The organism is Bacillus sp. ISL-41, from assembly GCF_018613235.1.
Taxonomy (GTDB): Bacteria; Bacillota; Bacilli; order Bacillales; family Cytobacillaceae; genus Mesobacillus.
The window spans coordinates 1-23,638 of the sequence record NZ_JAGGQP010000042.1; the positions used below are offsets into that span (position 1 = coordinate 1).

Below are 23,638 nucleotides of genomic sequence, written 5' to 3' on the forward strand. Positions count from 1 at the left end.
CAACATGTGCCCGAAAAGGAAGAGGATCCACGATTTCGGTCACAAGAGGAGGCAACATGTGCCCGAAAAGAAAGAGGATCCACGATTTCGGTCACAAGACGAGGCAACATGTGCCCGAAAAGAAAGAGGATCCACGATTTCGGTCACAAGACGAGCCAGCATGTGCCCGAAAAGGAAGAGGATCCACGATTTCGGTCACAAGAGAAGGCAACATGTGCCCGAAAAGGAAGAGGGTCCACGATTTCGGTCACAAGAGGAGGCAACATGTGCCCGAAATGAAAGAGGATCCACGATTTCGGTCACAAGACGAGCCAGCATGTGCCCGAAAAGGAAGAGGATCCACGATTTCGGTCACAAGAGGAGGCAACATGTGCCCGAAAAGGAAGAGGGTCCAAAATTTCGGGCACAAGATGAGCCAACCTAGAATTCAGTATTGAAGTAATACGGAAAATACCTTGTCTATAACAATTAAATTGTTAGAAAATTGCCATATAACTCTCACACTTTTTCTTCAGCTTAAAGCTATAATGAACCCAAATGGACTATGCACGGTGGTCTGGAATACCAGAGGGCTGATGGGGGCGATCTGATGAAGAGTTTGATTGTTTACTGCTCAACACATGGTACGACAGCAAAAGCGGCACATCTTTTACGGAAGCGGATTGAAGGGGATGTCATTGCCATCAATCTGGATAAGACAAAGCTCCATTCAGATTTGGAGCTGTTTGATTCTGTGTTGATCGGCGGATCGATCCATGCCGGCAGCATCCAGGGGAAAATCAAGAAATTCATGAAAGAGCATGAGGACGTGCTGCGAAGAAAAAACCTCGGCTTGTTTCTATGCTGCATGAGGGAAGGGCAGGAAGCATACACTCAGTTTGAGAATGCATTCCCGCCAAGCCTCAGGGAAGCGGCTATCGCGAAAGGATTGTTCGGAGGTGAATTCATCTTTTCAAAGATGAATTTCTTCGAGAAAATCATTGCGAAAAGCGTAAGCGGATCGACAGAAGAAATTTCGCATCTTGACCTGCACTCAATCGACGAATTCGCAGCGACTTTCAATACAAACAATAAGTATTTACCTGTCTGAAAATCGAAGGCTATCTTGGCCTTCGATTTTTTATTTTGGACTGCGGAAAATATTGTATAATCAAATTAATTTGTCAGGGGGAGAGTGTTTTATCGAAATGAATATTGAGCTTTTCAGAATAATCAATGACGCAGGAAAGGAGTTCGAGGCCTTGAATCCGTTCATCGTCCTTATTGCCAACAATGCGATTTATCTTTTGGCGGCGGCTGTCCTTGTTTACTTGTTCAGCCGAAACCAACGGAATCGATTGATGGTGGTGAGTGGGGTGGCAGCACTTTTAATGGCAGAGATAGCCGGGAAAATTGCGGGCATGCTTCACTCGAATCATCAGCCTTTTGCAACGCTTCCCAATGTTAATCAATTGATTGAGATGGAAGTGAACAATTCATTTCCAAGCGACCATACTATTATCTTTTTCACGATGGCGGTAACCTTCTGGCTGTTTAAAAGGAAGCATTCATATTTATGGAACTTGCTCGCCGGAATGGTTGGTTTTTCACGAATATGGGCCGGGGTGCATTATCCGGCGGACATCGTCGTAGGTGCATTACTCGGATCGGGATTCGCTTATCTTGGCTATCGCGTGATTCCAACTATCCATTTATTCAATAAGAATAAATTAACAGGGAAGGAAATGAAAAATCTCTGATTATGAAACCTTTGCGCTGGGTAAACCGTACATAAACAAGGCGGAGATAGAGTATTTGATTTATAACCGCCAGAACAGTAAAATATATTCTGACAAATATTTTTTCGGAGAGTGAATTTTTTTGGAAGTTCCCATAGGTTTAGTCATTTTATTAGGTGTTTTAATTTTGTTATCTGCCTTCTTTTCTTCGGCAGAGACCGCTTTTTCCAGCGTCAATAGAATCAGGCTGCGGAATTATGTGTCCGAAGGCCGCGCTGGAAGCAAGAATGCTTTGCATATTTCCGAGAATTTCGATGATGCGTTGTCTACGATTCTAGTAGGAAACAATATCGTCAATATCGCCGCAGCGAGTATTTCATCCAAGGTAGCCGTCGACCTGTTCGGCGCGAGCACGGGTCTCCTCGTGAGCACCTTTGGGATGACGGTGCTGATCCTGATTTTCGGCGAGATACTGCCAAAATCGATGGCCAAGGAAAATGCAGAGGAGTATTCGTTGAAAATATCCGCCATTCTGCTGCTGCTGATTAAAATCCTGACTCCGGTCAACTTCGTGTTCAGTAAATTGAAGGCATCCGTATCGAGGATGTTCTCGAAGGATGGGGAAGCCCAGCCATCTGTCACCGAAGAAGAAATCAAGGTGATGGTGGACATCAGTGAAGAAGAGGGCGTCATCAACAACGATGAGAGGGAGCTTGTGCACCGTTCCCTGGAATTTAACGATGTTCTTGTCGGCGAAATTTTAACGCATCGAATGGATATGATTACAATCGAAGTAAACCAGCCACTTGAGGAAATCAAGCAGATTTTTCTTGAGGAACGTTTTTCGCGAATTCCGGTTTATGAAGATAATATAGATAATGTCATCGGATTCTTGTCCGAACGTGAATTTTTCGCTGAATTGATTCAGAATAAAGAAGTGAATGTCCGCGAGATGCTGCGTCAGCCGATGTTTGTCGTGAAGTCAATGAAAATCGCAACTCTCTTGCCTGAGCTGCAAAGGACGAAAAGCCATATGGCCATTGTCGTCGATGAATTCGGCGGAACAAGCGGCTTGATTACGCTTGAAGACATCCTGGAAGAGCTTGTCGGCGAGATTTGGGATGAGCACGATGAAAAGGTCAACATCATGACGAAGATTGATGAGAGCACGTATGAATTCGATGCAGCCTTTGATCTTGATGATTTTGCCGAATTATTCGATGTGCCAATGCCGGATACATCGTACCACAACCTCGGCGGCTGGATTTTTGAAACTCTTGAGAGTATTCCGGTAAACGGAGATTCATTTGTTTACGAAAACCTGAGGATCATCGTCAAGGAAGTAGAAAATCATCGTATCCGTAATATTAAAGTGGAAATCATGCCAGTTCTTGAAGTTGAAGAATAAAAATGAAGGTGGAATCAGGCTGTTTGGATGCCTGGTTCCACCTTTTTTGTTGTTTTTGGAATGATAAGATGCTATAAAGATGTGCTGGAAAATTTATTCTCTTAATCAAGAGCCTTATTCTCCCGAAGGTACACTATAATTTCCCGAAAAAGGGTGATAATCTCTCGATAAAGCGCGGGAATTGCCCGAAAAAGAACAATAATCTTGCCGTCTTCCTAATATTGTAAAAATATTAACAGCAAGAAGTATCACCGCCGCAGCAAGCTTCGTTTTTCTCTTCTTTGTCCTGGACTTCTTTGATTTCCACGTTGCAGCAATCAGACTTTGAGTTGCTGCCCATCAGGATTTTAATAAAGTTAGCCATTGATTTCACCTCCTTTCATCAAGAAAATTTGATTTATTAGACGAAATAGAACACAAATCCAGAGATCGTCGACATCGTCACAACTGATGCGATAAAGGCAATCACCAGCTGCTTTTTAAAGATTGATTTTAACAGGATGACTTCAGGCAGACTGGCGCCGGCTGAGCTGATCATCATCGCCATCACAGGGCCAAGGGCCATTCCTTTTAAAATCAGCATTTGTGAAATCGGGATCATGCTTGAGAGTCGGATGTATAATGGAATTCCTGCAATTGCTGCGACGGGAATCAGCCACCATGCATCATGCCCGAACCATTTCGTAATGATTTCAGTTGGAACAAGTCCGTGGATGACGGCACCGATTGCGGCACCTATAATAAGGTAAGGATAGACACTTTTCATAAGCGACCATGTTTCTTCTATAGCAAATTTCCAATTGAACTTTTGATTCTTTTCTTCATAGCCAGACATGATGACATTTTTGACGTACCGCTGGAATCCCAATTTATCGAGTGCGAAACCGATGACGACTGAGAAAACACTCGTGATCACTGTGTAAATGATCGTTACCTTCCAGCCCATCACGACCCCCATGATCGTTAAAATTGTTGGGTCCAGCACCGGAGAAGCGAAGAGGAAAACCATGACGATTGAAAACGGGATTTTCTTTTTCAGCATATTGACGACTACTGGAATCGTGGAGCAGGAGCAAAAGGGTGTGATAAACGCGAACAGGATGGCGGCAAAGCTGGCAAGCACCTTATTGCGTCCTGTCAGTTTCTTTTCGATTTTTTCGTATGGAATGTATCCCTGGAGCAGGCTGATCAAGAAGGATATCCCGATAAAAAGCACCGTCAATTCAAGGGCGATCCATAAAAAGCTTTTTAGAAATTCAATCATTTTCCTCTACCTTCTTCCTCTATTATTTAAGCGTTAGCTGGAACTGGGCAGCATTTAGGCTGCTGCTTTTGTTTCCGTGAAAACAAAGGGAATTGCTTCGTTTCCGGCTGTTCAAAGAACTTCCAGGCGTGTCTAGCTTTCCTTTCAACTTCCTGCTGTTTTAACTGTGCCAATGCTTGATAATCTTGATAAAACATATATATCCTCTCCTTAATCAAAATATGTTGATTTATTTATCAAAAAAAATTGATTAATACTTTGAAAAGTTAACCTAACAACAGTTGCTAGGTCTGAAAAGGCAGCAAAGCTCTGGAGATAATAGATGGTTGATTTCTTCGGTGTTTACTGTGTAGTAACTCCAGGTTCCCTTTGCTTCTTTTTGGATCAGATTGGCATCAAGCAAAATCTTCAAATGATAGGACAATTTTGATTGGGGCATGTCAATCAGTTCACTGAGATCGCAAACGCAGCTGGAGTCTTGCTGGCAAAGAAGATTGAGGATATGCAGGCGTTTTTGGTCGGCAAGGGCTTTGAATTTCTTTTCGTATTTTTCAAAGGTGCTTTGAAGCGGCGGTTCCTTGGCTGCTTTGGTATCAGTTGTCAGGTCTGTTAAAGGAATGAATTTTTCCACTTTCAGCTCTCCTTAATCAAAATCTCTTGATATATTGTATTATATTTCCTGTAAAACCATTTTGCAACTGTTAAATCAAAAATTTTTGATTTATTTTTTTAAAGGTCATAAATAAGTCAAAAATAAAACTACAAAACTAGAAAAATAGTTGTATACTTTTAGTGGGAGGTGCAGTTAATGAGTTGCAAAACTGGATGGGAAATAAAATCGTCAAACTCCATGGAAGGAATCATTGCTGGAGCCAAGGAAGAATTTCCTCTTATGAATGATGCAGAAGAGCTTGAAAGCAAGGCAGCTTTTTTCAAAGCGCTCGGAGATGAGACGCGACTTAAAATCATGACCTTGTTATGGTTCGAGGATCTATGCATGTGTGAGATCGTCGATGGCCTGTCGGGAGCATCCTCAACAATCAGCCACCATTTGAAGATCATGGAAAAGGGTAAACTCATCAAATCCAGAAGAGAAGGTAAGTTCACTGTCTACAGATTGGATAAAGAAAAACTGGCACCTCTGATCCCGTATATAAAAGAAGGCGATCCGAATGTTTAATCAACTGGCCAATTGGCTTGTCGTCGATGTCATGAACATGGAGCTGTCCTCCAGACTTGGCGGGGCATTGCATTTTTTCATCTACGACACGACCAAAATCTTGTTCTTGCTCGCGGTGATGATTTTCACGATTTCATTCATCAGGAGCTTTTTCCCGCCGGAAAAAGTCAAGGAATGGCTCGAGGGCAGAAGGAAGGGAGTTGCTAGTGTGATGGCAGCTGTCCTGGGTGTCTTATCCCCGTTCTGCTCCTGCTCAACGGTACCTTTATTCATCGGCTTTGTCGAGGCTGGAATTCCATTGGGTATCACATTTACGTTCCTGATTTCATCGCCGATCGTCAATGAAATCTCATTGGTCATGCTGTTTTCTATTTTTGGCTGGAAAGTAGCGTTAATCTATGTCCTTGCCGGAATGACTCTGGCGATTGTCGCTGGGGCCATCATCGGGAAGTTGAAAATGGAAAAGCATGTGGAGTCATATGTCTATGAAATTGCAGCTGGCCAGGAACGAATTTCTTTGCCTGAGGGAGACTCCAGAACGCTTACTGAAAAAATCAAATCCGTATTCACTTGGGAAGAGCTTAAGGAAAGAACGACTTTCGCTGCCCGGAATGTAGTGGAGACGGTACAGAAAATCTGGCTATACCTTCTGATCGGAATTGGCATCGGGGCGTTTATCCATGGATATGCTCCGCAAGATTTGCTTGTCAAATATGCCGGAGAAGGCAATTTCTTCGCGGTGCCGATTGCGACGATACTTGGCGTGCCGCTTTATTCTAATGCTGTCGGTTCCCTGCCGATTGTCGAAGCATTATTGAACAAAGGCGTAGGAGCAGGTACTGCGCTGGCATTCATGATGGCCATCACCGCCCTGTCCCTGCCGGAAATGATTTTGCTTAGGAAGGTAATCAAACCAAAACTGATAGCTGTATTCGTCGGCGTTGTCGCCACAGGTATCATCTTGATTGGCTATGGGTTCAATGCAATTCTATAATTATGAGGAGGAAATGAAAATGAATATCAAAATACTAGGTACAGGCTGCAAAAAATGCCAGGAGCTTGAAAAAAACACACGCCTGGCGGTAGAAGAATTACAGTTCGACGCAGTGGTAGAAAAGGTTGAAGATATCAAGGAAATCATGAAGTACAAAGTAATGAGCACCCCTGCACTTGTCATCGACGAAAAGGTGGTTTCCACAGGTAAGCTGTTAACTGTGAAAGAACTGAAAGGCATGTTGGTTTAATATCGTTTAACAATGACGCCAAGGATTAGTCCCGGGCGTTTTTTTTGGATAAAATAAATTCTGGATCAACTGCTTACAATAAGGACAAAGACACCTTTACAAAGTCTTAATAATTTTTACATATGATCAACTTGAACATATAAGCAAATCATTATATGATAATACGGTAATTGGAGGTGGAGAGTAATTGATTAAGCAAAGTATTGAGATGGATCAGGCTGCAGGGATATTTAAGCTGCTTGGGGACAAGACGCGTTTGAAGATGATGAGGATTCTCGCTGATCATGATTGCTGTGTTTGTGAGTTTGTAGCTATATTCGATGCCAGCCAGCCGGCGATCAGTCAGCATATCCGCAAGCTGAAGGACGCAGGACTGGTAAAAGAAAGCAGGAGAGGGCAGTGGATTTTTTACTCGCTGAACCGGCAAAATGAGCATTTCGATTTTGTACAATTGCTCATGGATGCACTTCCAAGCCAGGAAGAAAAATTAACAGAACTTGAAAAGCAGGGAAAGCGAATTTCCTGTGATTAATGGAGGTGTGTGGATTTGTCATTACCGATTATAGCTTCACTGATTTTCCTCGTGACGCTGACATTGGTCATCTGGCAGCCGAAGGGATTGGGGATTGGCTGGTCAGCGGTTGGTGGAGCGATTTTAGCATTGATTTTTGGAGTTGTTGACTTCCAGGACGTCATCGATGTTACCGGAATCGTCTGGAACGCAACACTCGCGTTTATTGCTATCATTATTATTTCACTTATCTTAGATGAGATTGGATTTTTTGAATGGTCTGCCTTACATATGGCAAGGGCCGCAAAGGGTAACGGAGTAAAGATGTTCGTGTACGTGACCCTGCTTGGTGCAGCTGTTGCTGCGTTGTTTGCAAATGATGGCGCCGCACTGATTTTAACGCCAATCGTTTTGGCGATGGTGCGTAACCTGAAATTCGAAGAAAAAATGGTCTTTCCTTTTATCATCGCGAGCGGGTTCATTGCCGATACGACGTCATTGCCGCTGGTTGTCAGCAACCTCGTCAATATCGTCTCTGCTGACTTCTTTGATATTGGATTCGTCGAATATGCATCCCGCATGATTGTGCCGAACTTCTTCTCACTGGGTGCAAGTATTTTGGTATTGTATTTATTTTTCAGAAACAGCATCCCGAAAAATTACGAGATGTCCGATTTGAAAAAGCCTGTTGAAGCGATAAAGGATGAAAAGATGTTCCGCTTATCGTGGATTGTGTTGGGAGTGCTGCTTGTTGGCTACTTTGCAAGTGAATTCCTGGGAATCCCGGTATCTTTCATTGCTGGTATTGTCGCGATTTTCTTCTTGATGATGGCAAGAAGGAGCCCGGCTGTCCATACGGCCAACGTCGTAAAAGGGGCACCATGGGCAATCGTCTTCTTCTCAATTGGTATGTATGTTGTGGTTTATGGACTTCGTAACGCAGGGTTGACAAACATCCTGGCCGACGTCATCCAAGCTGCGGCTGACCAGGGCTTGTTTGTCGCAACGATCAGCATGGGTTTCATCGCGGCAATTCTTTCTTCGATCATGAACAATATGCCAACTGTCATGATTGACGCACTGGCGATTGCGGATACTAACACAACAGGAGTCATCCGCGAAACACTGATCTATGCGAATGTCATCGGGTCTGACTTAGGGCCGAAAATTACCCCGATCGGATCACTGGCAACATTATTGTGGCTGCACGTCCTCTCATTGAAAGGCGTCAAGATTTCATGGGGCACTTATTTTAAAACTGGAATCATTTTAACCATTCCTACTCTGTTCATCACTTTGGTAGGTCTATATATTTGGTTACTCATTATTTAAACAAGGGAGCGAATCACTATGGCTAAAAAAACAATCTACTTCTTATGTACTGGAAACTCTTGCAGAAGCCAGATGGCTGAAGGATGGGCAAAAAAATACTTGGGCGACGAGTGGGAAGTGAAGAGTGCCGGTCTTGAAGCGCACGGTTTGAATCCTAACGCTGTAAAAGCAATGAAGGAAGTGGATATCGATATCACGAACCATACCTCAGATGTAATCGACCCGGAAATCCTGAATAATGCAGACCTAGTTGTAACTCTATGCGGCCATGCGGATGAGCATTGCCCGGTAACACCTCCACATGTAAGACGCGAGCACTGGGGCTTTGACGATCCAGCAAAGGCTGAAGGAACGGATGAGGAAAAGTGGGCAGTCTTCCAGCGGGTCCGCGACCAGATCAGCGATCGTATTAAGACGTTTGCTGAAACAGGGAAATAAGATAAAAATAATGTGCCAAGGGGAAACTCTTGGCCTTTTTAAAAGGAGGAGTAAAGCATGAGCAAGAACTACCAGGCTTTAATTCCAGGCAGGATTTTTATCGGCGGCGCAGATGCGATCCCCGAACTGCTTGAAAATGAAAAAATCGATATGGTTTATGATTTGCGCGCGGAAAATAAGGAAGGCGCGTATGAATATCCACGCACACACCTGCCAATGTATGATGATGACTCCCAGCAAGATGAGTCGGTTCAGAAGGCGCTTGAGGAAGTGGAGAGAGCCTATGATGCCGGAAAAAACATCTATTTCCACTGCTCCACGGGCAGAACCCGGACAGGTACGCTGGCAGCAGGTACTTTGCTGAAGCTGAATGAAGCTGGCAGCATCGACGAAGCAAAGGCAAAAGCACGGGAAGTCCGTGATGTACTGAATCTCGACTCCAAATTGATCACATCTCTAGAAAGAATTTTTCCTGAGAAAAAATGAAGATAACTGACAAAGCACGCGAACGCATTACGAAACTGCTGGGAGAGAAAGAGGCTCCGGGAATTCGTCTATATTTCGCCGGCATCAGCTGAAGGAGCTCCAAAATTGGACTGGCTCTGGATGAGCCGGATGAAGATGACGAGATCATGCTGGTCAATGGCATCACGGTCGCTGTTGACCCTTCGATTGAATATGAAGTGAAAGGTTTGACGATAGACTTTCATAACGAATTTATTTTAACAAAAAGCAAGAGAGACTTCTGCTAAGCAGCCGCTATTTTGGTGGCTGTTTTTCTATATTCACGAAAATAATTGACTATGTGGTGCACTACATAGTTTAAGATGATTCTATAAGGGGGCCGAAATGTACAAGGTAAGCGAATTTTCCAAAATGACGGGGCTAAGCAAGGAGACGCTCAGGTATTATGCGGAGATCAAGCTACTCGAGCCCGTGTTCATCGACCCGAATAATAAGTACCGCTATTATGACAATGGTTCCTATTTGGTTGCGCTGCTATTGGTGCATCTGAGACGGTTCAATTTTACCATCCAGGAAATGCTGACCGTAGTGAACGATGAATCGTTTGAAAATCTAGAACAAATATTATTGAAAAAGAGACAGGGACTCGTCGAGCAAGTGCAGAAACTGAATAAACTCATTGAAGAAATGGATGATTTCTTCGAATTTGGGATGGAGGGTGCAGAAGATGATTAAATGGAATGAAGAGCGGAACATTCCGGTCAATATCGAGACAATCTGGACATTATTTCAGCTTGAGAACATCCAGCGAATCATGCCGAACGTGGTAGAGAACAAGGTGATTGAAAAGAAAGAAGGAGTCGTCGGCACGAAGTACGAGCAGAAATATAAAGAAGGCAAGCGGATCGAAACGTATATCGTAGAAGACCTTGAGTACGAAAACACTCCTGATAAAAAACACAATAAAATCGGATTCACGCTAGCTAAAGCATTTCAGGTCGAAGCTGCGTTCACGCTGGTCAAGGTCGGTGAGGATCAAACTAGATTCATTTATCAAGGTCAGAATACTGGGCTGAACTTCCTTGGCAAGACATTGTTAAAATTGGGCGGTGAAAAGAACAACAAAAAAGTTGTTACTGATTTTATGGATACAGTGGAAAAGGAAGCATTGAAGGAAGCGAAGAAATGAGGGGAGGCTGCCATTTTGGGATGGCAGTTTTTTTATGGAAAAAACCTGCTCAATATTGGCATGAATAAGGAGAAATGGGGTGAGCAGCGAAGGAACTTGTAAGAAAAGTTCCCTTTTCGCTTTATGGAAGGCAATTTTTTTAAGTTATTTTGGCATCTATAAGCCACATTTATCATCTTATTGGCGAAACCTCTAAATATATCGACCACATTTTCGAATATATCGGCGGATTTTGAATTATATCGACCACATTTTCGAATATATCAGCGGATTTTTAAATATATCAACCACATTTAGAATTATATCGATCAAGTTGTTCATTCCGCCAATTTTAAAAGCCCGGGCACCACGGCCCGGGCTTACGTTTCTTCACCACAAATTCGGCTTCACGACCATGAACCAGAGCATGGACATCAAAAGAAAAATGTAGGTCCAGATGGTGCGCTTCAGCTTTGCGGAGAGTTCTATTTTGTTCGCGCCTTCTTCGGCAAATTTCCGAAGCGTTGGCGAGAATGCCCTTGCGAGGAAAAAGAGCGAAGCAAACAGCAAGGCCAGAGTTGCGATGATCCACGGTGTTTTCCATGTCCATGGCCCGAGGATGACGAGCAGCACTCCTGTACCAATCAGTACATGGCCGGCGTGCTTTGACAGCCGGACAGCTGATTTCAATGTAGCCAAATAAGCCTCCAGTTCTTTCCCCACTGCATCAGGCAGTTTTTTTACAATTGGCATCAAAATGAAGAATGGGCCAATCGACATAATCACGCTTGCGACGTGAAGATAAATAATCGCTCGGTATGCTAAGTCCATTTCTTATTCTGCAACAGGGCTGAATTCGTGTACCCAAACGCGCATCTGCGGAAGCCAAGGCATTCCCGGGTGGTAAGACAGGATTGACTGCTTGTATTCCTCGACATTTTCAAAACCTTCACGCTGTGCATCTGCGTCTGTCAATTCACCAAGAGATTGTGAGTAGACATTGTCCACAACGAATTTCTTTCCATTTAACTCCATGATTTCACCTACATCGGCATAGCGGCCGTTACGACGAGTCGCTGTTTTCTTGCCTTCAAGTACCTTATTGATATCGTCTTCCATTGTGATCAGACGCTCAATCTCACATGTTTTTGGCGGCAAAGCATTGTTCTGTTCATTCATTAAAAAAACTCCCTTCCTTTAGTTCCTATAATAATGTACCATACTTCGAAAAGAGAAAGCCAAGGCATTCAACGTGAAAATAGTGTTATTGAAACTTTTTAACAAAACTACTGATATTGAGTGTAACATTTTACATAGTTCATCGTTTTAGTATCGAGATTTTAAAAATGAGGGGCATTTGTATGGACGAAGGCAGAAGGAATGAACTCGAAAATTTGTATAGGAAGTACACAAAGCCCCTGTATTATTTTTTGCTGAAGCTTTCGGGGTCGCATCAGCTGGCCGAGGATTTGACGCAGGAAACCTTTGTGCGGGCAACGATTTCTCTTTCCTTTTACCAGAATGAGGATGTGAGGGCCTGGCTGTTCAAGGTGGCCCGCAATGCCTATCTGGATGAATGGCGCCGGCGACAGCGGAGAAAATGGGTTCCGTTTGCGGATTATTTGTTTTCGAAGGATGAGATGGCGAGTCCATATGGGCTACCGGAGGACGAGGCCATACAGTCCGAGACTTCTGATGATCTGGAGCAGCTGATGACCTTTTTGCCGGAGCAGTACCGGTCGATCCTGTATTTGCGTGAGGTCGAGATGTTCAGCTATCAGGAAATACAAGAAGCGCTCGAGCTGACGGAGAGCCAGGTCAAGGTCTCGCTTCACCGGGCGCGAAAAAGACTTGCGCAATTGGCGGAAAAACAAGGATGGAAGGACGATGAACATGGAATGGACAAAAGACAAGGAAAAGAAAATCCTTTTTAAATATCGATTTGCATTGACGGTGAAGGTCATCAGGGTGATTCTGGCCACGCTGTTTTTCCTCTGGCTGTATATGTTGATTGTTTCAATCAGCTATGACGCCCTGGGGCTGGATAAGAAACATCTTTTTTACAGCCGGGTGGCGATGGACTGGACGCAGCCGAATGTGCAGGAGGACTTCGGCAGCATCGATTCAGCAGAAATCACACCTTTCTTTACGCAAAAAATTTCCTATCCAGTCTACAAGATGATTGGGAAAGAGCCGGAACTTATAGGCACAAAACAGTTAGCCAAACGGTTGGTTCCAATGTATTCAACGAATCAGACGGAATACCTAAAGCCTAAAAACGAGCAAGAATACACCTTTTACCTGCCGGAACATCCAAAGACAGGCAACAGGCTGGAAGCGTACGAAGATCCATCGGTCTGGACGAAACTGGATAAGGTCCACGAGGGCACGGTTGCCGAGCTTTCCTTTTCAACGAAATCGTATATGACACCTGAGGAAATGCTGGAATTTTTGAAGCCATATGACCTCGATGTGTTGTGGATGCCTCTGTATACAGGAGAGATGAAGGGATTTGAGCCTGGAAGCTGGAGTGGCGGAGGAAATACATTTTCGGTTGAACCGATTGGTTTTACAGGCGGGCGTGAAGCGAATGATGGCTACAATTCGCAGAGCAAGTATGGCATTGAGGAAAAATTCACTGATTTAAATAAGAAATTGATGCTAAGGCAAATGAAAAATTTGCTCGAAAATGAATCAAACAGCTACCGGGAGAATTTCCTTGGCCTCTCCCATCTTGATGAGCGCTACGATTACCTTATAAAGGAAGGATTCCAGGTCTACGGTGCTGTTGTGACCGGGCCGGTAAAAGAGTTGCTGAAGCTGAAGGAAAACGAACAAATCCAGGGTGCCAGCCTCGGGGATATGTCTTACTGGAACTGGTCTGAGGAGTAAAGTTGAATCAGCATAAAATTTTATGAAGAAGCAAGGTCTTTTCTGGGACTTTTGCTTCTTCTTTTGCTATTGGAAATATACTAAAATAGAGTTTTCTAGTACAATGGAAGTATAGGGTGGACCGCTGTTTTACGCTGTGACGCCGCCTTCCACAGACATTTATTTCAAATTCAAAATAATTACTTTCGAGAAAAAATCTTGAACCGAGGGGCTTCTGAATAAGGCGAAGCGAGCAATATGGATTTGCCGATGTCTTATAGCTGGGGAGATGAGAAAGATGTTTAATAACTTTGAAACGATTGAGGAACTTAAACGAAGCGTGTACATGTGGATGCTCCCGATTATTACGGTTGCCCTGGTCATCAATAGTTTTTTAAATAATAACAGCCAGTTTGATACAATCATCAATACAACGCTGATTGTCTGGTTTTCTATCAGCTGGGTTATAGCATATACAAATCGTGGAATTCGCATAGCGGAATATGTCACTCTCTTTTTGGTGAGCGTGTATCATATCACCACGATGTTTGATGTCGTTGCTAATGATCTTGCGGAAAAAGGCGGGTCATTGGGGGATTTCATTGTCTGGATGCCGCTCATCATTATGTTCTTCTTTTTAGCGATCGGCATTAAAAAGGGATTGTATTATTCAATTTTTATTTTCATGGTAACACTGGCAATCGGAGTGAATTACAGCGGGAAGATGACCTCCGAATCAATCGATTCGCTCACGCAGTTCCATGCGGCGAATATCGTCTATATACTGGTTCTCTACTATGCGCAAAATATGTTCCGTGCTTTTACAGAAAGAGATTTGCTTAAAAAGTACGCCTATCTCGATTCCCTGACCCGGGTGGCCAATCGGCACCAGATTGATATCTGGCTGGAGGAAAGGCTCGAGGCTGCTGAAAAAGAGGGCAATCCGTTTTCGATTATCTTTTTTGATATCGACCATTTTAAAAAGGTAAATGATGTTTTTGGTCACAAAATCGGTGACTGTGTTTTGAAGGAGCTGTCAGCAATTGTCTCTGGCAATTTGACGGATAATGACCGTTTTGGCCGCTGGGGCGGGGAAGAATTCATGCTGATCACCAGTAGTGCAGGTGGACAAGCGTATGAAAAAGCTGAGCATTTTCGCAAGATGGTCGAGAACCACTGCTTTAAAGGTGCGGGCAGTCTAACCGCAAGCTTCGGAGTCACGGATTATCGTCAGACTGACAATATTGACTCGCTGCTGAACCGTGCCGATGAAGCATTGTATCGATCAAAAAACAGCGGCAGGAATAGAGTCAGTGTGAATTAGCCATCCTGATTGCTCGGGGTGGTTTTTCTTAACTTCCAGTAAATTTATGATTAAACTCTATATAGAATGTGGTAAGATAACAATGGTTAGAAATCTTGCATAGTATTAATATATGAAATCGCTTTCAATAGATTGGTAAAGGAGCAGTGCACCATGAAATATCGTTCTGCATTTGATATTATAGGTCCGGTGATGATCGGGCCATCGAGTTCGCATACAGCCGGCGCTGCAAGGATTGGCCGTGTGGCGCGCACATTGTTCGAAAAGCAGCCGACGAAGGCCGTCATCTCACTGTACGGCTCTTTTGCTAAAACTTATAAAGGACATGGAACCGACCTGGCGCTTGTTGCCGGGATCCTGGACTTTGATACATTTGATGAGAGAATACCAGACGCTTTGAAAATCGCGGAGCAATCCGGGCTCGAAGTTGAATTCATTACAGAGGATGCGGTTATGGAGCATCCGAATACAGTAAAAATAAATTTGTATGATGGACAGGGCAAGGAGCTTGAAATCGTCGGAATTTCTATCGGCGGCGGAACGATTGAGATCACCGAGATCAATTCGTTCAAACTCAAGTTGTCCGGCGCCAACCCGGCCATCCTCGTCGTCCATCATGACCGATTCGGGCTGATTTCATCCGTGACGACCGTTTTATCAAAGCATCAAATCAACATCGGCCATATGGAGGTCTCCCGCAAAGACAAGGGAGACATTGCAGTCATGGTCATCGAAATGGACCACAAACTCGAAGACGGAGTTTATACGGAGTTAACTGCCCTTGATGGCGTTGACCAGGTCATCCGTCTCGTTGACTAAATATGAGTTACATCAGGAGGGCTAGCCATGTTTCGTAATGTTGCGGAGCTTGTTGAATTAGCTGAAAAAAATCAGGTGAAAATCGCCGAAATCATGATTCGGCAGGAAATAGAAGTTTCAGGCCGTTCCCGCGAGGAAATCATTGCCCAAATGGACAACAATCTGCAGGTTATGGAACGCGCTGTAGAGAGAGGATTGAATGGCGTCAAGTCCCAGACCGGCCTTACAGGCGGGGATGCAGTCCTGTTGCAAAAATACATTGACAGCGGTAAATCCCTGGCTGGCAATCTATTATTAGATGCTGTCAGCAAAGCGGTTGCCACGAATGAAGTGAACGCCGCAATGGGCATCATTTGTGCGACACCGACTGCAGGATCAGCAGGCGTCGTTCCGGGAACACTTTTTGCCGTAAAGGAAAAGTTGAACCCGACACGCATGGAAATGATCGAGTATCTGTTCACGACAGCTGCTTTCGGTTTCGTCGTTGCCAATAACGCATCGATTTCCGGCGCAGCAGGCGGATGCCAGGCAGAAGTCGGATCAGCTGCCGGAATGGCTGCGGCTGCCATCGTGGAAATGGCTGGCGGAACTCCACAGCAGTCATCTGATGCTTTTGCGATCACGCTAAAAAATATGCTTGGATTAGTCTGCGACCCTGTTGCTGGACTAGTCGAAGTTCCATGTGTAAAAAGAAACGCGATGGGTGCTTCAAACGCCATCACTGCTGCCGATATGGCACTGGCAGGCATCACAAGCCGTATCCCATGCGACGAAGTCATCGGCGCGATGTACGCCATCGGCCAGACAATGCCATCGGCGCTTAGGGAAACAGCAGAAGGCGGACTTGCAGCGACACCAACAGGCCGCCGGTTGGAAGAAGAAATCTTTGGGAAGCCAAAGACGAAGCTGGTAGATTACTTGATTCAGAAATAAGATGAAAAACTTGGAGATATATTGATTCAGAAATAAGACGAAAAGCCACCCTTGTGAATTGCGACTTAATTGTTAGTTTTATGTCTAACAATTTAAGAGCAGTCATTGATGGTGGCTTTTACTTTTTCTTATAATAATTGAATATTCCGCTTCCTGCACTCCTCTAAGGTTTCCTCATCCCAGACGGAAACCTGGACCTCACCGATATGGATTTTCCGTAGCAGGAACATACATAGCCGCGATTGGCCGATGCCGCCGCCGATGGTATATGGCAGCTCTTTGTTCAATAATGCCTGATGATACTCCAATTGAGTTCGTTGCTCCTGGCCGGCAAGCTTCAATTGTTCCAGAAGACTTTTCTCATCGACCCTGATCCCCATTGAAGTCATTTCAATTGCCCGGCCTAATGGCGGGTACCAAAGCAGTAGATCGCCGTTTAGATTCCAGTCATCATAATCAGGTGAGCGGACATCATGCTTCACCCCAGACCGGAGTTCATGGCCGATTTGAGTAATAAAAACAGCTCCAACCCTTTCTGCAATTTTATCTTCCCGTTCCTTTGGAGATAGCTCGGGATATAGATCCTCCAGTTGCTGTGAAGAAATAAAGCTTATTTTTTCCGGCAGGATTGTTCCGAGGGATGGATAGAGATTTGCCAGGAAACTTTCCGTTTTTTTCATCACCTCATAAATTTTTTCAACTGTTGCCCTCAGCACCTGCGCATTCCGCTGCTTTCGGGAAATCACCTTCTCCCAGTCCCACTGATCCACATAAAGGGAGTGCAGATGGCTGAGAGTTTCGTCGCGCCGAATTGCATTCATGTCGGTATAAAGTCCTTCCCCCTGAGTAAATCCATAGCGCTTCAACGCCATCCTTTTCCACTTGGCAAGGGATTGAACAATTTCCATTACATCGTTTTCAACACCAGGTGCATCAAAGGAAATCACCCGTTCATTCCCAGCCAGGTCATCATTGATCCCCTTGCCGCTCCTGATGAAAATTGGTGCCGAAACCCTTGTCAGCTCCAATGTTTCTGCAAGGTGATTCTCAAAAAAATCCTTCGTTTTCTTAATCGCTATCTCGGTTTCCCTCAAATCCAATATTGAATGATACTTTAAAGCAGCACGGCTCAATTGTCCTCATCCCTCCAGATTCATTTAGCACTTTAGTGTATTTACGCAAACATCCATTTACTTTATGACAGAAGGAAGCGAAAGTTGCTACTGTCCTACTTCAAAAACGAAAAGCGACAACAGAAGTCGACAGGTTTAGTAGCTTCGTAGATATATACTAGTTGATAGAATTAAGTGCAGGAGGCGTCAGATGAGGAAAAAAGCTTATATAGCCGTAATAATAGCCGGACTAGTCATGACAGGCGCGCAGCCTGCCGAGTCGGCAGAGCAATCGGAAATCCGCCAGCAGCGCCTTCAGCTTAAGGATAATGTAACTAGAAAAGAAAACCAAATTCAAGCAATGAACAAGGCAGAGGAAAAATATCTTTCCGAACTGAATGCGCTGGATGATGAGATGTCAGAGATGAATCAGAAAATCCGTGATATGCAAAATGTCTTGGAAGAATCGGAGACATCTGCAGCAGATATGACAAAGGAAATAGACAAGCTCACTTTCAACATCGAACACCGGGAGCAATTAATCAAAAAACGGCTGCGTTCGATGCAGAATAATGGTGGACTGGGAATGTATGTGGAATTGATTTTTGATTCGAAAAACGTATCCCAGTTGTTCGATACCGCAATTGCGGTCAGCAAAATCATTAAGGCTGATAAGGATTTTCTGATAAAACACAAAGCTGATTTAGAGTCGCTGAAGGAAAAGGAAAAAGCGCTTCAGGACAAGGTAATCCTGATGGAAAAGGATCAACAGGAAATGATGTCATTGAAAGCGGACTTGGAAAAGAAGGCAGAGGAGAAACAGCGCCTGCTCGAAACTGTTCATGCCGCTAAGGAGGAAAGTGAATCACAGCTGATGGACATGTACGAGGTCTATGTCAACCTCGCATCCCAGGAGATTGCGATTTTAAAAGAGAACCAAAGAATAGAGTATAGTAGTGCCAAACCAGAGGACGTGTTTATCATGCCGGCAAAGGGAGAGATTACCTCAGGTTATGGACCAAGATGGGGCAGGCTTCATGCAGGCATTGATATTGCTGATGAATCGGACGAAACAGAAGTGGTCGCGGCAGCATCCGGAACCGTCATCCGCTCCTATTATTCAACAACCTACGGAAACTGCGTGCTGATCACCCACAAAATCAACGACAGAACCTTCACTACCCTATATGCCCACCTGGAAAAAAGTACGGTCACTACAGGGCAGCCTGTTAAAAAAGGCGAGTTGCTGGGATATATGGGCAACACCGGTGACAGCAGGGGAAAGCATCTGCATTTTGAAATCCATGAAGGCCAATGGAATTATGAAAAATCATACAGCGTCGATCCGTTGCTGTATGTGAAAAAATAAGCCAGGTTTCCAGTGGGAAATCTGGCTTGCTCTTTACGTTAACGTCAATGGTATAATTAATTTACTGATTATTCTGTTAAAATAAGAGGTTTTGCTGATGTATGCGATTTCTGACTTGGCCGAGCAGTTTGGAGTTACAACACGAACAATCCGCTATTACGAAGAGCTCGGTTTGCTGCAGCCATCACGGACTGAAGGTGGCCGGCGGATTTACACTGCTAGTGATGTAACACGCTTGAAACTCGTATTCCGCGGGAAGCGATTTGGATTTTCGCTTGATGAAATCAAAGAAATGGTACTGTTGTTCGACGAGGATCGGACTGGTGAAAAGCAGCTGAAGGTGACGATCCAGTACGGAGAAGAAAAGCTTGCAGAAGTGAATGAAAGGATTTGTGAACTGGTTGAGATCAGAGAAGAAATCGAAAGGCTGTTAACCGAATTCAAAGGGAGGCTAAGTGAATGAATTTTTACAGTGAAGAACCACAGTTTCGAGCATTGCTGAAGGAATTATTGGATGAAGAATACTACGAGTACGCAGATAGGGAGCTGCTGAAGTTCGGTGAAAAATGCGCCAACGAAATCGACCAGCGCGCCAGATTCACCGACCGTGAAGGCCAGCCGAAGCTGATTAAATTCGATGCCTATGGCGACGATATCTCTGAAGTGTGGGTGAATGACGGCTACCGGAAAACGGTAGAAGATTCCTACAACACCGGAATTGTCGGCTATGTCCATAAGGATATTCCAGAGTTGGGACGCCGCGGGAATTATATCTATTCCTATGCTCAGGGCTATCTGCTGTCCCAAACCGAAGCCGGCTTTTACTGTCCGGTCACGTTGACGATGGCCACCGCTTATTTATTGGATCAGTACGCATCACCAGAGGTAAAAGAGAAATTCCTGCCCCATGTTTTATCAACAGGTGAAACAACATTATACGAAGGCGCCACCTTCCTGACCGAACGCCAAGGCGGATCCGACGTCGGTGCAAACGTGGTGAAGGCAGTCCAAACGGCTGACGGCTACAAGATATACGGAGAAAAATACTTCGCCTCCAACGCCGGAATGTGCGGGGTCGCGATGGTGTTAGCAAGAAAAGAAGGCGCCCCCTCCGGAACAAAGGGACTGACATTGTTCGCCGTGCCGTGGCGCAAAGAAGACGGAAAACTCAACGCCATCAAAATCCGCAGGCTCAAAGATAAACTTGGAGTACGCGCCGTCCCATCCGCCGAAGTCGAGTTTGACGGAGCAGAAGCATTCGTAGTCGGAGACCCAGCAAAAGGCTTCTATTATATGATGGAAGCTCTCAACCTTTCCCGCGTCTGCAACACCGTCGCTTCACTAGGCATCATGCGCCGCGCCTACCGCGAAGCACGAGAGTATGCACTAAAGCGGGACGCCTTCGGCAAGAAGTTGGCCGATTTCCCAATGATTAAGGATTCTCTTGTTAAAATGGCAGTGAAACTCGAAGTCGAAACCAGGGCAGTGTTTAAGTACCTCCCGTTGTTCGAAAAAGTCATGAGGAACGAACCAGGAGTAAGCGAAAAAGATATCGTATTGAATCGACTCTACATCGCACTTTTGAAAAAAGAAACCGCAGAACAAGCCGTCCACTTCGCGCACGAAGCCATCGAAATGCACGGCGGGAACGGGTATATCGAAGACTTTGTCACTCCACGGTTGCTGAGGGATGCTCAGGTGCTGACCGTTTGGGAAGGGACAGCGAATATCCTTGGGCTTGAGGTATTGAGGTTGATGGAGAAGTTTAATGCAGGGGAACTGTTTCTGGAGGAGATGAATGGGCGAATTGCTGCGATGGAGGGTGAGTGTGTAGAGTTGGTCCGTGACGCGATCGGGCAGCTGGAGAAACTGCTGATGTCTATGCAGACAGCATCACATGACCATAAGACATTTCACTCTAAACGGGTGGCTGAATTGATGGTGAAGATTTTTGAGAGTGTTAATGCGTTGGAGTATGGAATTTCTGACGACCGAGCAAGGAAGGTGATGGAGGTTTATATAGAAACAACTTTAAAATCAGCACATGAATTTGATGAACAACTGAAAACAGTTTGTTATTTTTCCGACATTGTCCTGGTCCCGGATAAAGTTGAAGAAAGTCTAATTGGGCAATAATCATTGAATTGAATTCAAAAGCCTCCTCTAATGGAGGCTTTTGTGTTTGTATTACGGTAAAAAAGAATGAAAAGTTTCATGGTCGGTATCCATACTATTCTCTGAAGTAATAAGGTACAAAAAATGGATGGTTATTTAAAAGGTGTGAATGGTATATACATAAACAATAAGGTCTATGATAATAATTCACATTAAGTCATCCAAGAGGTGATAGAATTTGACTTTTCTTTTTTATTATTTAACAGCATTGAATCTGCTTGACGCTTTCATAACATGGTTCGGAATAAGGAATGCGTTTATCGCTGAATTTAATCCAATCATGAAAGCCATATATGAAACCCATCCAATGTTATTTGTTCTCACAAAAAGTGCTCTATCAATTTTACTTATTTTATTTGTATTGTTTAAAATCGTTCCTCGCTCTTCGTTGGTCAAATTTCTGCTATTATTTGCATCCGTTTCTTATTCAGTTGTGGTCATTTTGCACGGCTTCTGGCTGGTCCAGATTGTGTGATCAGTCAGCCTCTTTATCTCCCCTCAAAAAAATTCACTTCTTTTTACTATTTTCATATTCATTATCCATTTTAACAGGCGTATAATTTTTCTTATAAAAGAATAGGAAAGAAGGCGTATCGTACATGTTTCAGATGCTGAAGCGTGAACTATTGGCCGGGATTACGGTTTCGGTTGTTGCGCTGCCGCTTGCGTTGGCTTTTGGGATGCAGGCGACGGGTAATTCGGATGGGGCCATCATTGGTTTGTATGGTGCCATTATCACTGGTTTTTTTGCTGCTTTGTTTGGCGGGACGAAGGGACAGGTGACGGGTCCGACTGGTCCGATCACAATTATTTTTACTGGGATTGTGGCGACTCAGGGACTGGAGTATGCGTTTATTGCTGCGTTCATGGGGGGACTTTTTCAGATTGTCTTCGGGTTATTGAAGGCGGGCAATTATTTGAAATTCATTCCCTTGCCGGTAGTCAGCGGTTTTATGAATGGGATCGCCATCATCATTATCATGGGGCAGCTGCAGTATGTGACGGGCAGCTTTTTAGTCGTGCTGTTGACAATTGTTTTTATGTTGGTTGCGATGAAGTGGATTAAGTTCATCCCGCCAAGTTTAATGGCGCTTATTTTAGGTACCGTGGCGGTAATTCTTCTGGAGAAGGTAGTACCTGCTGTTCATTTTACACTGCCATTTATAAACGACTTCATTTTCTTTGACACCGCAGAGAGAATTGGCGAGATTCCAAAAGGCTTGCCGCAACTTCATTTGCCGATTGCCGACGTGGGTGTTATGATCCAACTGATTCCTGCAGCATTAAGTATAGCTGTCCTTGGATCCATTGACTCCCTGCTGACATCAGTTGTCATGGACAATATGACAGGTACAAAGCACAAGAGCAATAAAGAGTTAATTGGCCAGGGGATCGGTAATACACTTGCCGGTTTGTTCGGCGCAATGCCAGGAGCTGGGGCTACAGTCAGATCAGTAGTCAATTTGCGCAGCGGCGGCCATACTGCTCTGTCAGCGATGGTCCATAGCGTTGCCTTGCTGCTGTTCATGCTAGTATTCGGACCGCTGGCGGAAGAAATTCCACTCGCAGTGCTTGCCGGCATTTTAATCATGACCGGAATCACGATGTTCGATTATGACAGCTTGAAAATCCTAAAGGATGAGCCTCGCACAGACGCAGCGGTCATGCTGGTCACCATGATTCTAACAGTAGCCATTGACCTAATGGTTGCCGTCGGTGTCGGAATTGTCATGAGTGCGCTGATTTTCATGAAGCGGATGAGTGAGGAAGGCTTCAAAATCAATAGTAAAATGGACAATGGATTAATGATATACAGCCTGGAAGGACCTCTTTACTTTGGTGCTACAGAGCTAATAACGAAGACAATAAGTTCGGATAACAGTCTTGATATCGTTATAGATATAGAAAAAGTAACGGTTGTTGATGCCTCTGGTGCACTGCTTCTGCTCCAGCTCAAAGATCAGTTGAAAGAACGGGGGCAGAACCTTTATCTAATCGGCAACGACCTTGACCTTGGCGGAATTTTGCGGAAGATGAATATATTCCATGAATTTGGCACTGCCGGACACTTTGAAACCCTGGAAGAATTAATCACTTATTTAAAGTTTCATAACAAACTAGTTCACGGTGCCTGAGTAAAATAAGGCAACATTTATTTTTTTACAATATCGTTGCCAAAATTTTCTTAAACAGGTACAATATGAAAGTATTCAAATAACCTAAGGAGGCAGTCGAAATGATTGATCGTAATCAAGCAACTAAATCAATTTCATATGGTTTACCTTCGGCCTGCCTGTATTGTGTGTA

30 protein-coding genes are annotated in these 23,638 nt (G+C 44.3%); 23 read left to right on the top strand and 7 right to left on the bottom strand.

Annotated elements, in window-relative coordinates; genetic code table 11:
• The 4 genes from J7I80_RS20310 to J7I80_RS20325 form a co-directional block, all read left to right on the top strand.
• Positions 1 to 279 (top strand): hypothetical protein (locus J7I80_RS20310; RefSeq protein WP_214740778.1); only part of this gene is annotated, 279 nt, incomplete at its 5' end.
• A 310-nt stretch (positions 280 to 589) separates the two neighbouring features.
• On the top strand, positions 590 to 1,090 hold the full coding sequence (locus tag J7I80_RS20315) for a flavodoxin domain-containing protein (protein ID WP_214740780.1): 501 nt from the start codon (positions 590 to 592) through the stop codon (positions 1,088 to 1,090).
• A gap of 97 nt (positions 1,091 to 1,187) precedes the next feature.
• The gene (locus tag J7I80_RS20320; RefSeq protein ID WP_214740782.1) at positions 1,188 to 1,739 is read left to right on the top strand and encodes an undecaprenyl-diphosphatase; all 552 of its coding nucleotides are present in this window, start codon (positions 1,188 to 1,190) and stop codon (positions 1,737 to 1,739) included.
• 166 nt (positions 1,740 to 1,905) lie between these two features.
• Positions 1,906 to 3,126, top strand: a complete 1,221-nt coding sequence (locus J7I80_RS20325; protein WP_251027884.1) for a hemolysin family protein — start codon at positions 1,906 to 1,908, stop codon at positions 3,124 to 3,126.
• A gap of 232 nt (positions 3,127 to 3,358) precedes the next feature.
• Here the strand turns inward: J7I80_RS20325 and J7I80_RS23570 are convergent, their stop codons facing one another.
• From J7I80_RS23570 to J7I80_RS20340, 4 genes are all read right to left on the bottom strand, one after another.
• On the bottom strand, positions 3,359 to 3,490 hold the full coding sequence (locus tag J7I80_RS23570) for a hypothetical protein (RefSeq protein WP_285289163.1): 132 nt from the start codon (positions 3,488 to 3,490) through the stop codon (positions 3,359 to 3,361).
• A gap of 36 nt (positions 3,491 to 3,526) precedes the next feature.
• Positions 3,527 to 4,390 carry a permease gene (locus J7I80_RS20330; protein ID WP_214740787.1) on the bottom strand — a complete coding sequence of 288 codons (864 nt, stop codon included), beginning with the start codon at positions 4,388 to 4,390 and terminating at the stop codon, positions 3,527 to 3,529.
• Positions 4,391 to 4,416: 26 nt separating this feature from the next.
• Positions 4,417 to 4,587 carry a hypothetical protein gene (locus J7I80_RS20335; RefSeq protein ID WP_214740789.1) on the bottom strand — a complete coding sequence of 57 codons (171 nt, stop codon included), beginning with the start codon at positions 4,585 to 4,587 and terminating at the stop codon, positions 4,417 to 4,419.
• Positions 4,588 to 4,661: 74 nt separating this feature from the next.
• Complete coding sequence (locus J7I80_RS20340) at positions 4,662 to 4,994, bottom strand: ArsR/SmtB family transcription factor (protein ID WP_214740845.1); 333 nt, start codon at positions 4,992 to 4,994, stop codon at positions 4,662 to 4,664.
• A gap of 204 nt (positions 4,995 to 5,198) precedes the next feature.
• On the opposite strand from J7I80_RS20340, the gene J7I80_RS20345 reads away from it, so the two are divergent.
• From J7I80_RS20345 to J7I80_RS20385, 9 genes are all read left to right on the top strand, one after another.
• The gene (locus J7I80_RS20345) at positions 5,199 to 5,570 is read left to right on the top strand and encodes an ArsR/SmtB family transcription factor (RefSeq protein ID WP_251027885.1); all 372 of its coding nucleotides are present in this window, start codon (positions 5,199 to 5,201) and stop codon (positions 5,568 to 5,570) included.
• A complete protein-coding gene (locus tag J7I80_RS20350; RefSeq protein WP_214740791.1) occupies positions 5,563 to 6,564 on the top strand; it encodes a permease in 1,002 nt (333 codons plus the stop codon). The genes J7I80_RS20345 and J7I80_RS20350 overlap by 8 nt, the downstream gene beginning before the upstream one ends.
• A 19-nt stretch (positions 6,565 to 6,583) precedes the next feature.
• A complete protein-coding gene (locus J7I80_RS20355) occupies positions 6,584 to 6,814 on the top strand; it encodes a thioredoxin family protein (protein ID WP_214740793.1) in 231 nt (76 codons plus the stop codon).
• A gap of 187 nt (positions 6,815 to 7,001) precedes the next feature.
• Positions 7,002 to 7,346 (top strand): ArsR/SmtB family transcription factor, encoded by a 345-nt coding sequence (locus J7I80_RS20360; RefSeq protein ID WP_214740795.1) that lies wholly within the window; start codon positions 7,002 to 7,004, stop codon positions 7,344 to 7,346.
• Between the two features lie 15 nt (positions 7,347 to 7,361).
• The gene (locus J7I80_RS20365) at positions 7,362 to 8,657 is read left to right on the top strand and encodes an arsenic transporter (RefSeq protein WP_214740797.1); all 1,296 of its coding nucleotides are present in this window, start codon (positions 7,362 to 7,364) and stop codon (positions 8,655 to 8,657) included.
• An 18-nt stretch (positions 8,658 to 8,675) separates the two neighbouring features.
• Complete coding sequence (arsC, locus tag J7I80_RS20370) at positions 8,676 to 9,095, top strand: arsenate reductase (thioredoxin) (protein ID WP_214740799.1); 420 nt, start codon at positions 8,676 to 8,678, stop codon at positions 9,093 to 9,095.
• Between the two features lie 57 nt (positions 9,096 to 9,152).
• Positions 9,153 to 9,581 carry a protein-tyrosine phosphatase family protein gene (locus tag J7I80_RS20375; protein ID WP_214740801.1) on the top strand — a complete coding sequence of 143 codons (429 nt, stop codon included), beginning with the start codon at positions 9,153 to 9,155 and terminating at the stop codon, positions 9,579 to 9,581.
• 363 nt (positions 9,582 to 9,944) lie between these two features.
• Entirely contained in the window at positions 9,945 to 10,295 is a 351-nt protein-coding gene (locus tag J7I80_RS20380) for a MerR family DNA-binding transcriptional regulator (RefSeq protein WP_214740803.1), read from the top strand.
• A complete protein-coding gene (locus J7I80_RS20385; protein ID WP_214740805.1) occupies positions 10,288 to 10,749 on the top strand; it encodes an SRPBCC family protein in 462 nt (153 codons plus the stop codon). The genes J7I80_RS20380 and J7I80_RS20385 overlap by 8 nt, the downstream gene beginning before the upstream one ends.
• Positions 10,750 to 11,118: 369 nt before the next feature.
• On the opposite strand, the gene J7I80_RS20390 is transcribed toward J7I80_RS20385, so the two are convergent.
• A complete protein-coding gene (locus tag J7I80_RS20390) occupies positions 11,119 to 11,559 on the bottom strand; it encodes a hypothetical protein (protein WP_214740807.1) in 441 nt (146 codons plus the stop codon).
• Positions 11,560 to 11,562: 3 nt separating this feature from the next.
• Positions 11,563 to 11,907 (bottom strand): ASCH domain-containing protein, encoded by a 345-nt coding sequence (locus J7I80_RS20395; protein ID WP_214740809.1) that lies wholly within the window; start codon positions 11,905 to 11,907, stop codon positions 11,563 to 11,565.
• 182 nt (positions 11,908 to 12,089) lie between these two features.
• Here J7I80_RS20395 and J7I80_RS20400 point away from each other — a divergent pair, with 182 nt between their 5' ends.
• The 5 genes from J7I80_RS20400 (at position 12,090) to sdaAA (ending at position 16,675) form a co-directional block, all read left to right on the top strand.
• Positions 12,090 to 12,662, top strand: a complete 573-nt coding sequence (locus J7I80_RS20400) for a sigma-70 family RNA polymerase sigma factor (protein WP_214740811.1) — start codon at positions 12,090 to 12,092, stop codon at positions 12,660 to 12,662.
• Positions 12,616 to 13,620 carry an anti-sigma factor gene (locus tag J7I80_RS20405; protein ID WP_214740813.1) on the top strand — a complete coding sequence of 335 codons (1,005 nt, stop codon included), beginning with the start codon at positions 12,616 to 12,618 and terminating at the stop codon, positions 13,618 to 13,620. Before J7I80_RS20400 ends, J7I80_RS20405 begins: the two co-directional genes overlap by 47 nt.
• 277 nt (positions 13,621 to 13,897) lie before the next feature.
• Entirely contained in the window at positions 13,898 to 14,923 is a 1,026-nt protein-coding gene (locus J7I80_RS20410; protein ID WP_214740815.1) for a GGDEF domain-containing protein, read from the top strand.
• Positions 14,924 to 15,076: 153 nt separating this feature from the next.
• Positions 15,077 to 15,742: an L-serine ammonia-lyase, iron-sulfur-dependent subunit beta gene (sdaAB, locus tag J7I80_RS20415; RefSeq protein WP_214740817.1), complete on the top strand. Its 666-nt coding sequence runs from the start codon at positions 15,077 to 15,079 to the stop codon at positions 15,740 to 15,742.
• Between the two features lie 27 nt (positions 15,743 to 15,769).
• Positions 15,770 to 16,675, top strand: a complete 906-nt coding sequence (gene sdaAA, locus J7I80_RS20420) for an L-serine ammonia-lyase, iron-sulfur-dependent, subunit alpha (RefSeq protein ID WP_214740819.1) — start codon at positions 15,770 to 15,772, stop codon at positions 16,673 to 16,675.
• 128 nt (positions 16,676 to 16,803) lie between these two features.
• On the opposite strand, the gene asnA is transcribed toward sdaAA, so the two are convergent.
• Positions 16,804 to 17,808, bottom strand: coding sequence for an aspartate--ammonia ligase (gene asnA / locus J7I80_RS20425; RefSeq protein WP_251027886.1), 1,005 nt, complete (start codon positions 17,806 to 17,808; stop codon positions 16,804 to 16,806).
• A gap of 190 nt (positions 17,809 to 17,998) precedes the next feature.
• Between asnA and J7I80_RS20430 the strand changes: the two genes are divergently transcribed.
• The 5 genes from J7I80_RS20430 to J7I80_RS20450 all read left to right on the top strand — a co-directional run bounded on the left by J7I80_RS20430 (position 17,999) and on the right by J7I80_RS20450 (position 23,466).
• Positions 17,999 to 19,156 (top strand): murein hydrolase activator EnvC family protein, encoded by a 1,158-nt coding sequence (locus J7I80_RS20430; RefSeq protein ID WP_214740821.1) that lies wholly within the window; start codon positions 17,999 to 18,001, stop codon positions 19,154 to 19,156.
• 97 nt (positions 19,157 to 19,253) lie between these two features.
• Positions 19,254 to 19,619 (top strand): MerR family transcriptional regulator, encoded by a 366-nt coding sequence (locus J7I80_RS20435; protein WP_285289164.1) that lies wholly within the window; start codon positions 19,254 to 19,256, stop codon positions 19,617 to 19,619.
• Entirely contained in the window at positions 19,616 to 21,292 is a 1,677-nt protein-coding gene (locus J7I80_RS20440; protein ID WP_214740825.1) for an acyl-CoA dehydrogenase family protein, read from the top strand. Before J7I80_RS20435 ends, J7I80_RS20440 begins: the two co-directional genes overlap by 4 nt.
• Positions 21,293 to 21,509: 217 nt before the next feature.
• Positions 21,510 to 21,806, top strand: a complete 297-nt coding sequence (locus J7I80_RS20445; RefSeq protein ID WP_214740827.1) for a DUF5658 family protein — start codon at positions 21,510 to 21,512, stop codon at positions 21,804 to 21,806.
• A 124-nt stretch (positions 21,807 to 21,930) separates the two neighbouring features.
• On the top strand, positions 21,931 to 23,466 hold the full coding sequence (locus tag J7I80_RS20450) for a SulP family inorganic anion transporter (RefSeq protein WP_214740829.1): 1,536 nt from the start codon (positions 21,931 to 21,933) through the stop codon (positions 23,464 to 23,466).
• Positions 23,467 to 23,638 lie beyond the last annotated feature (172 nt).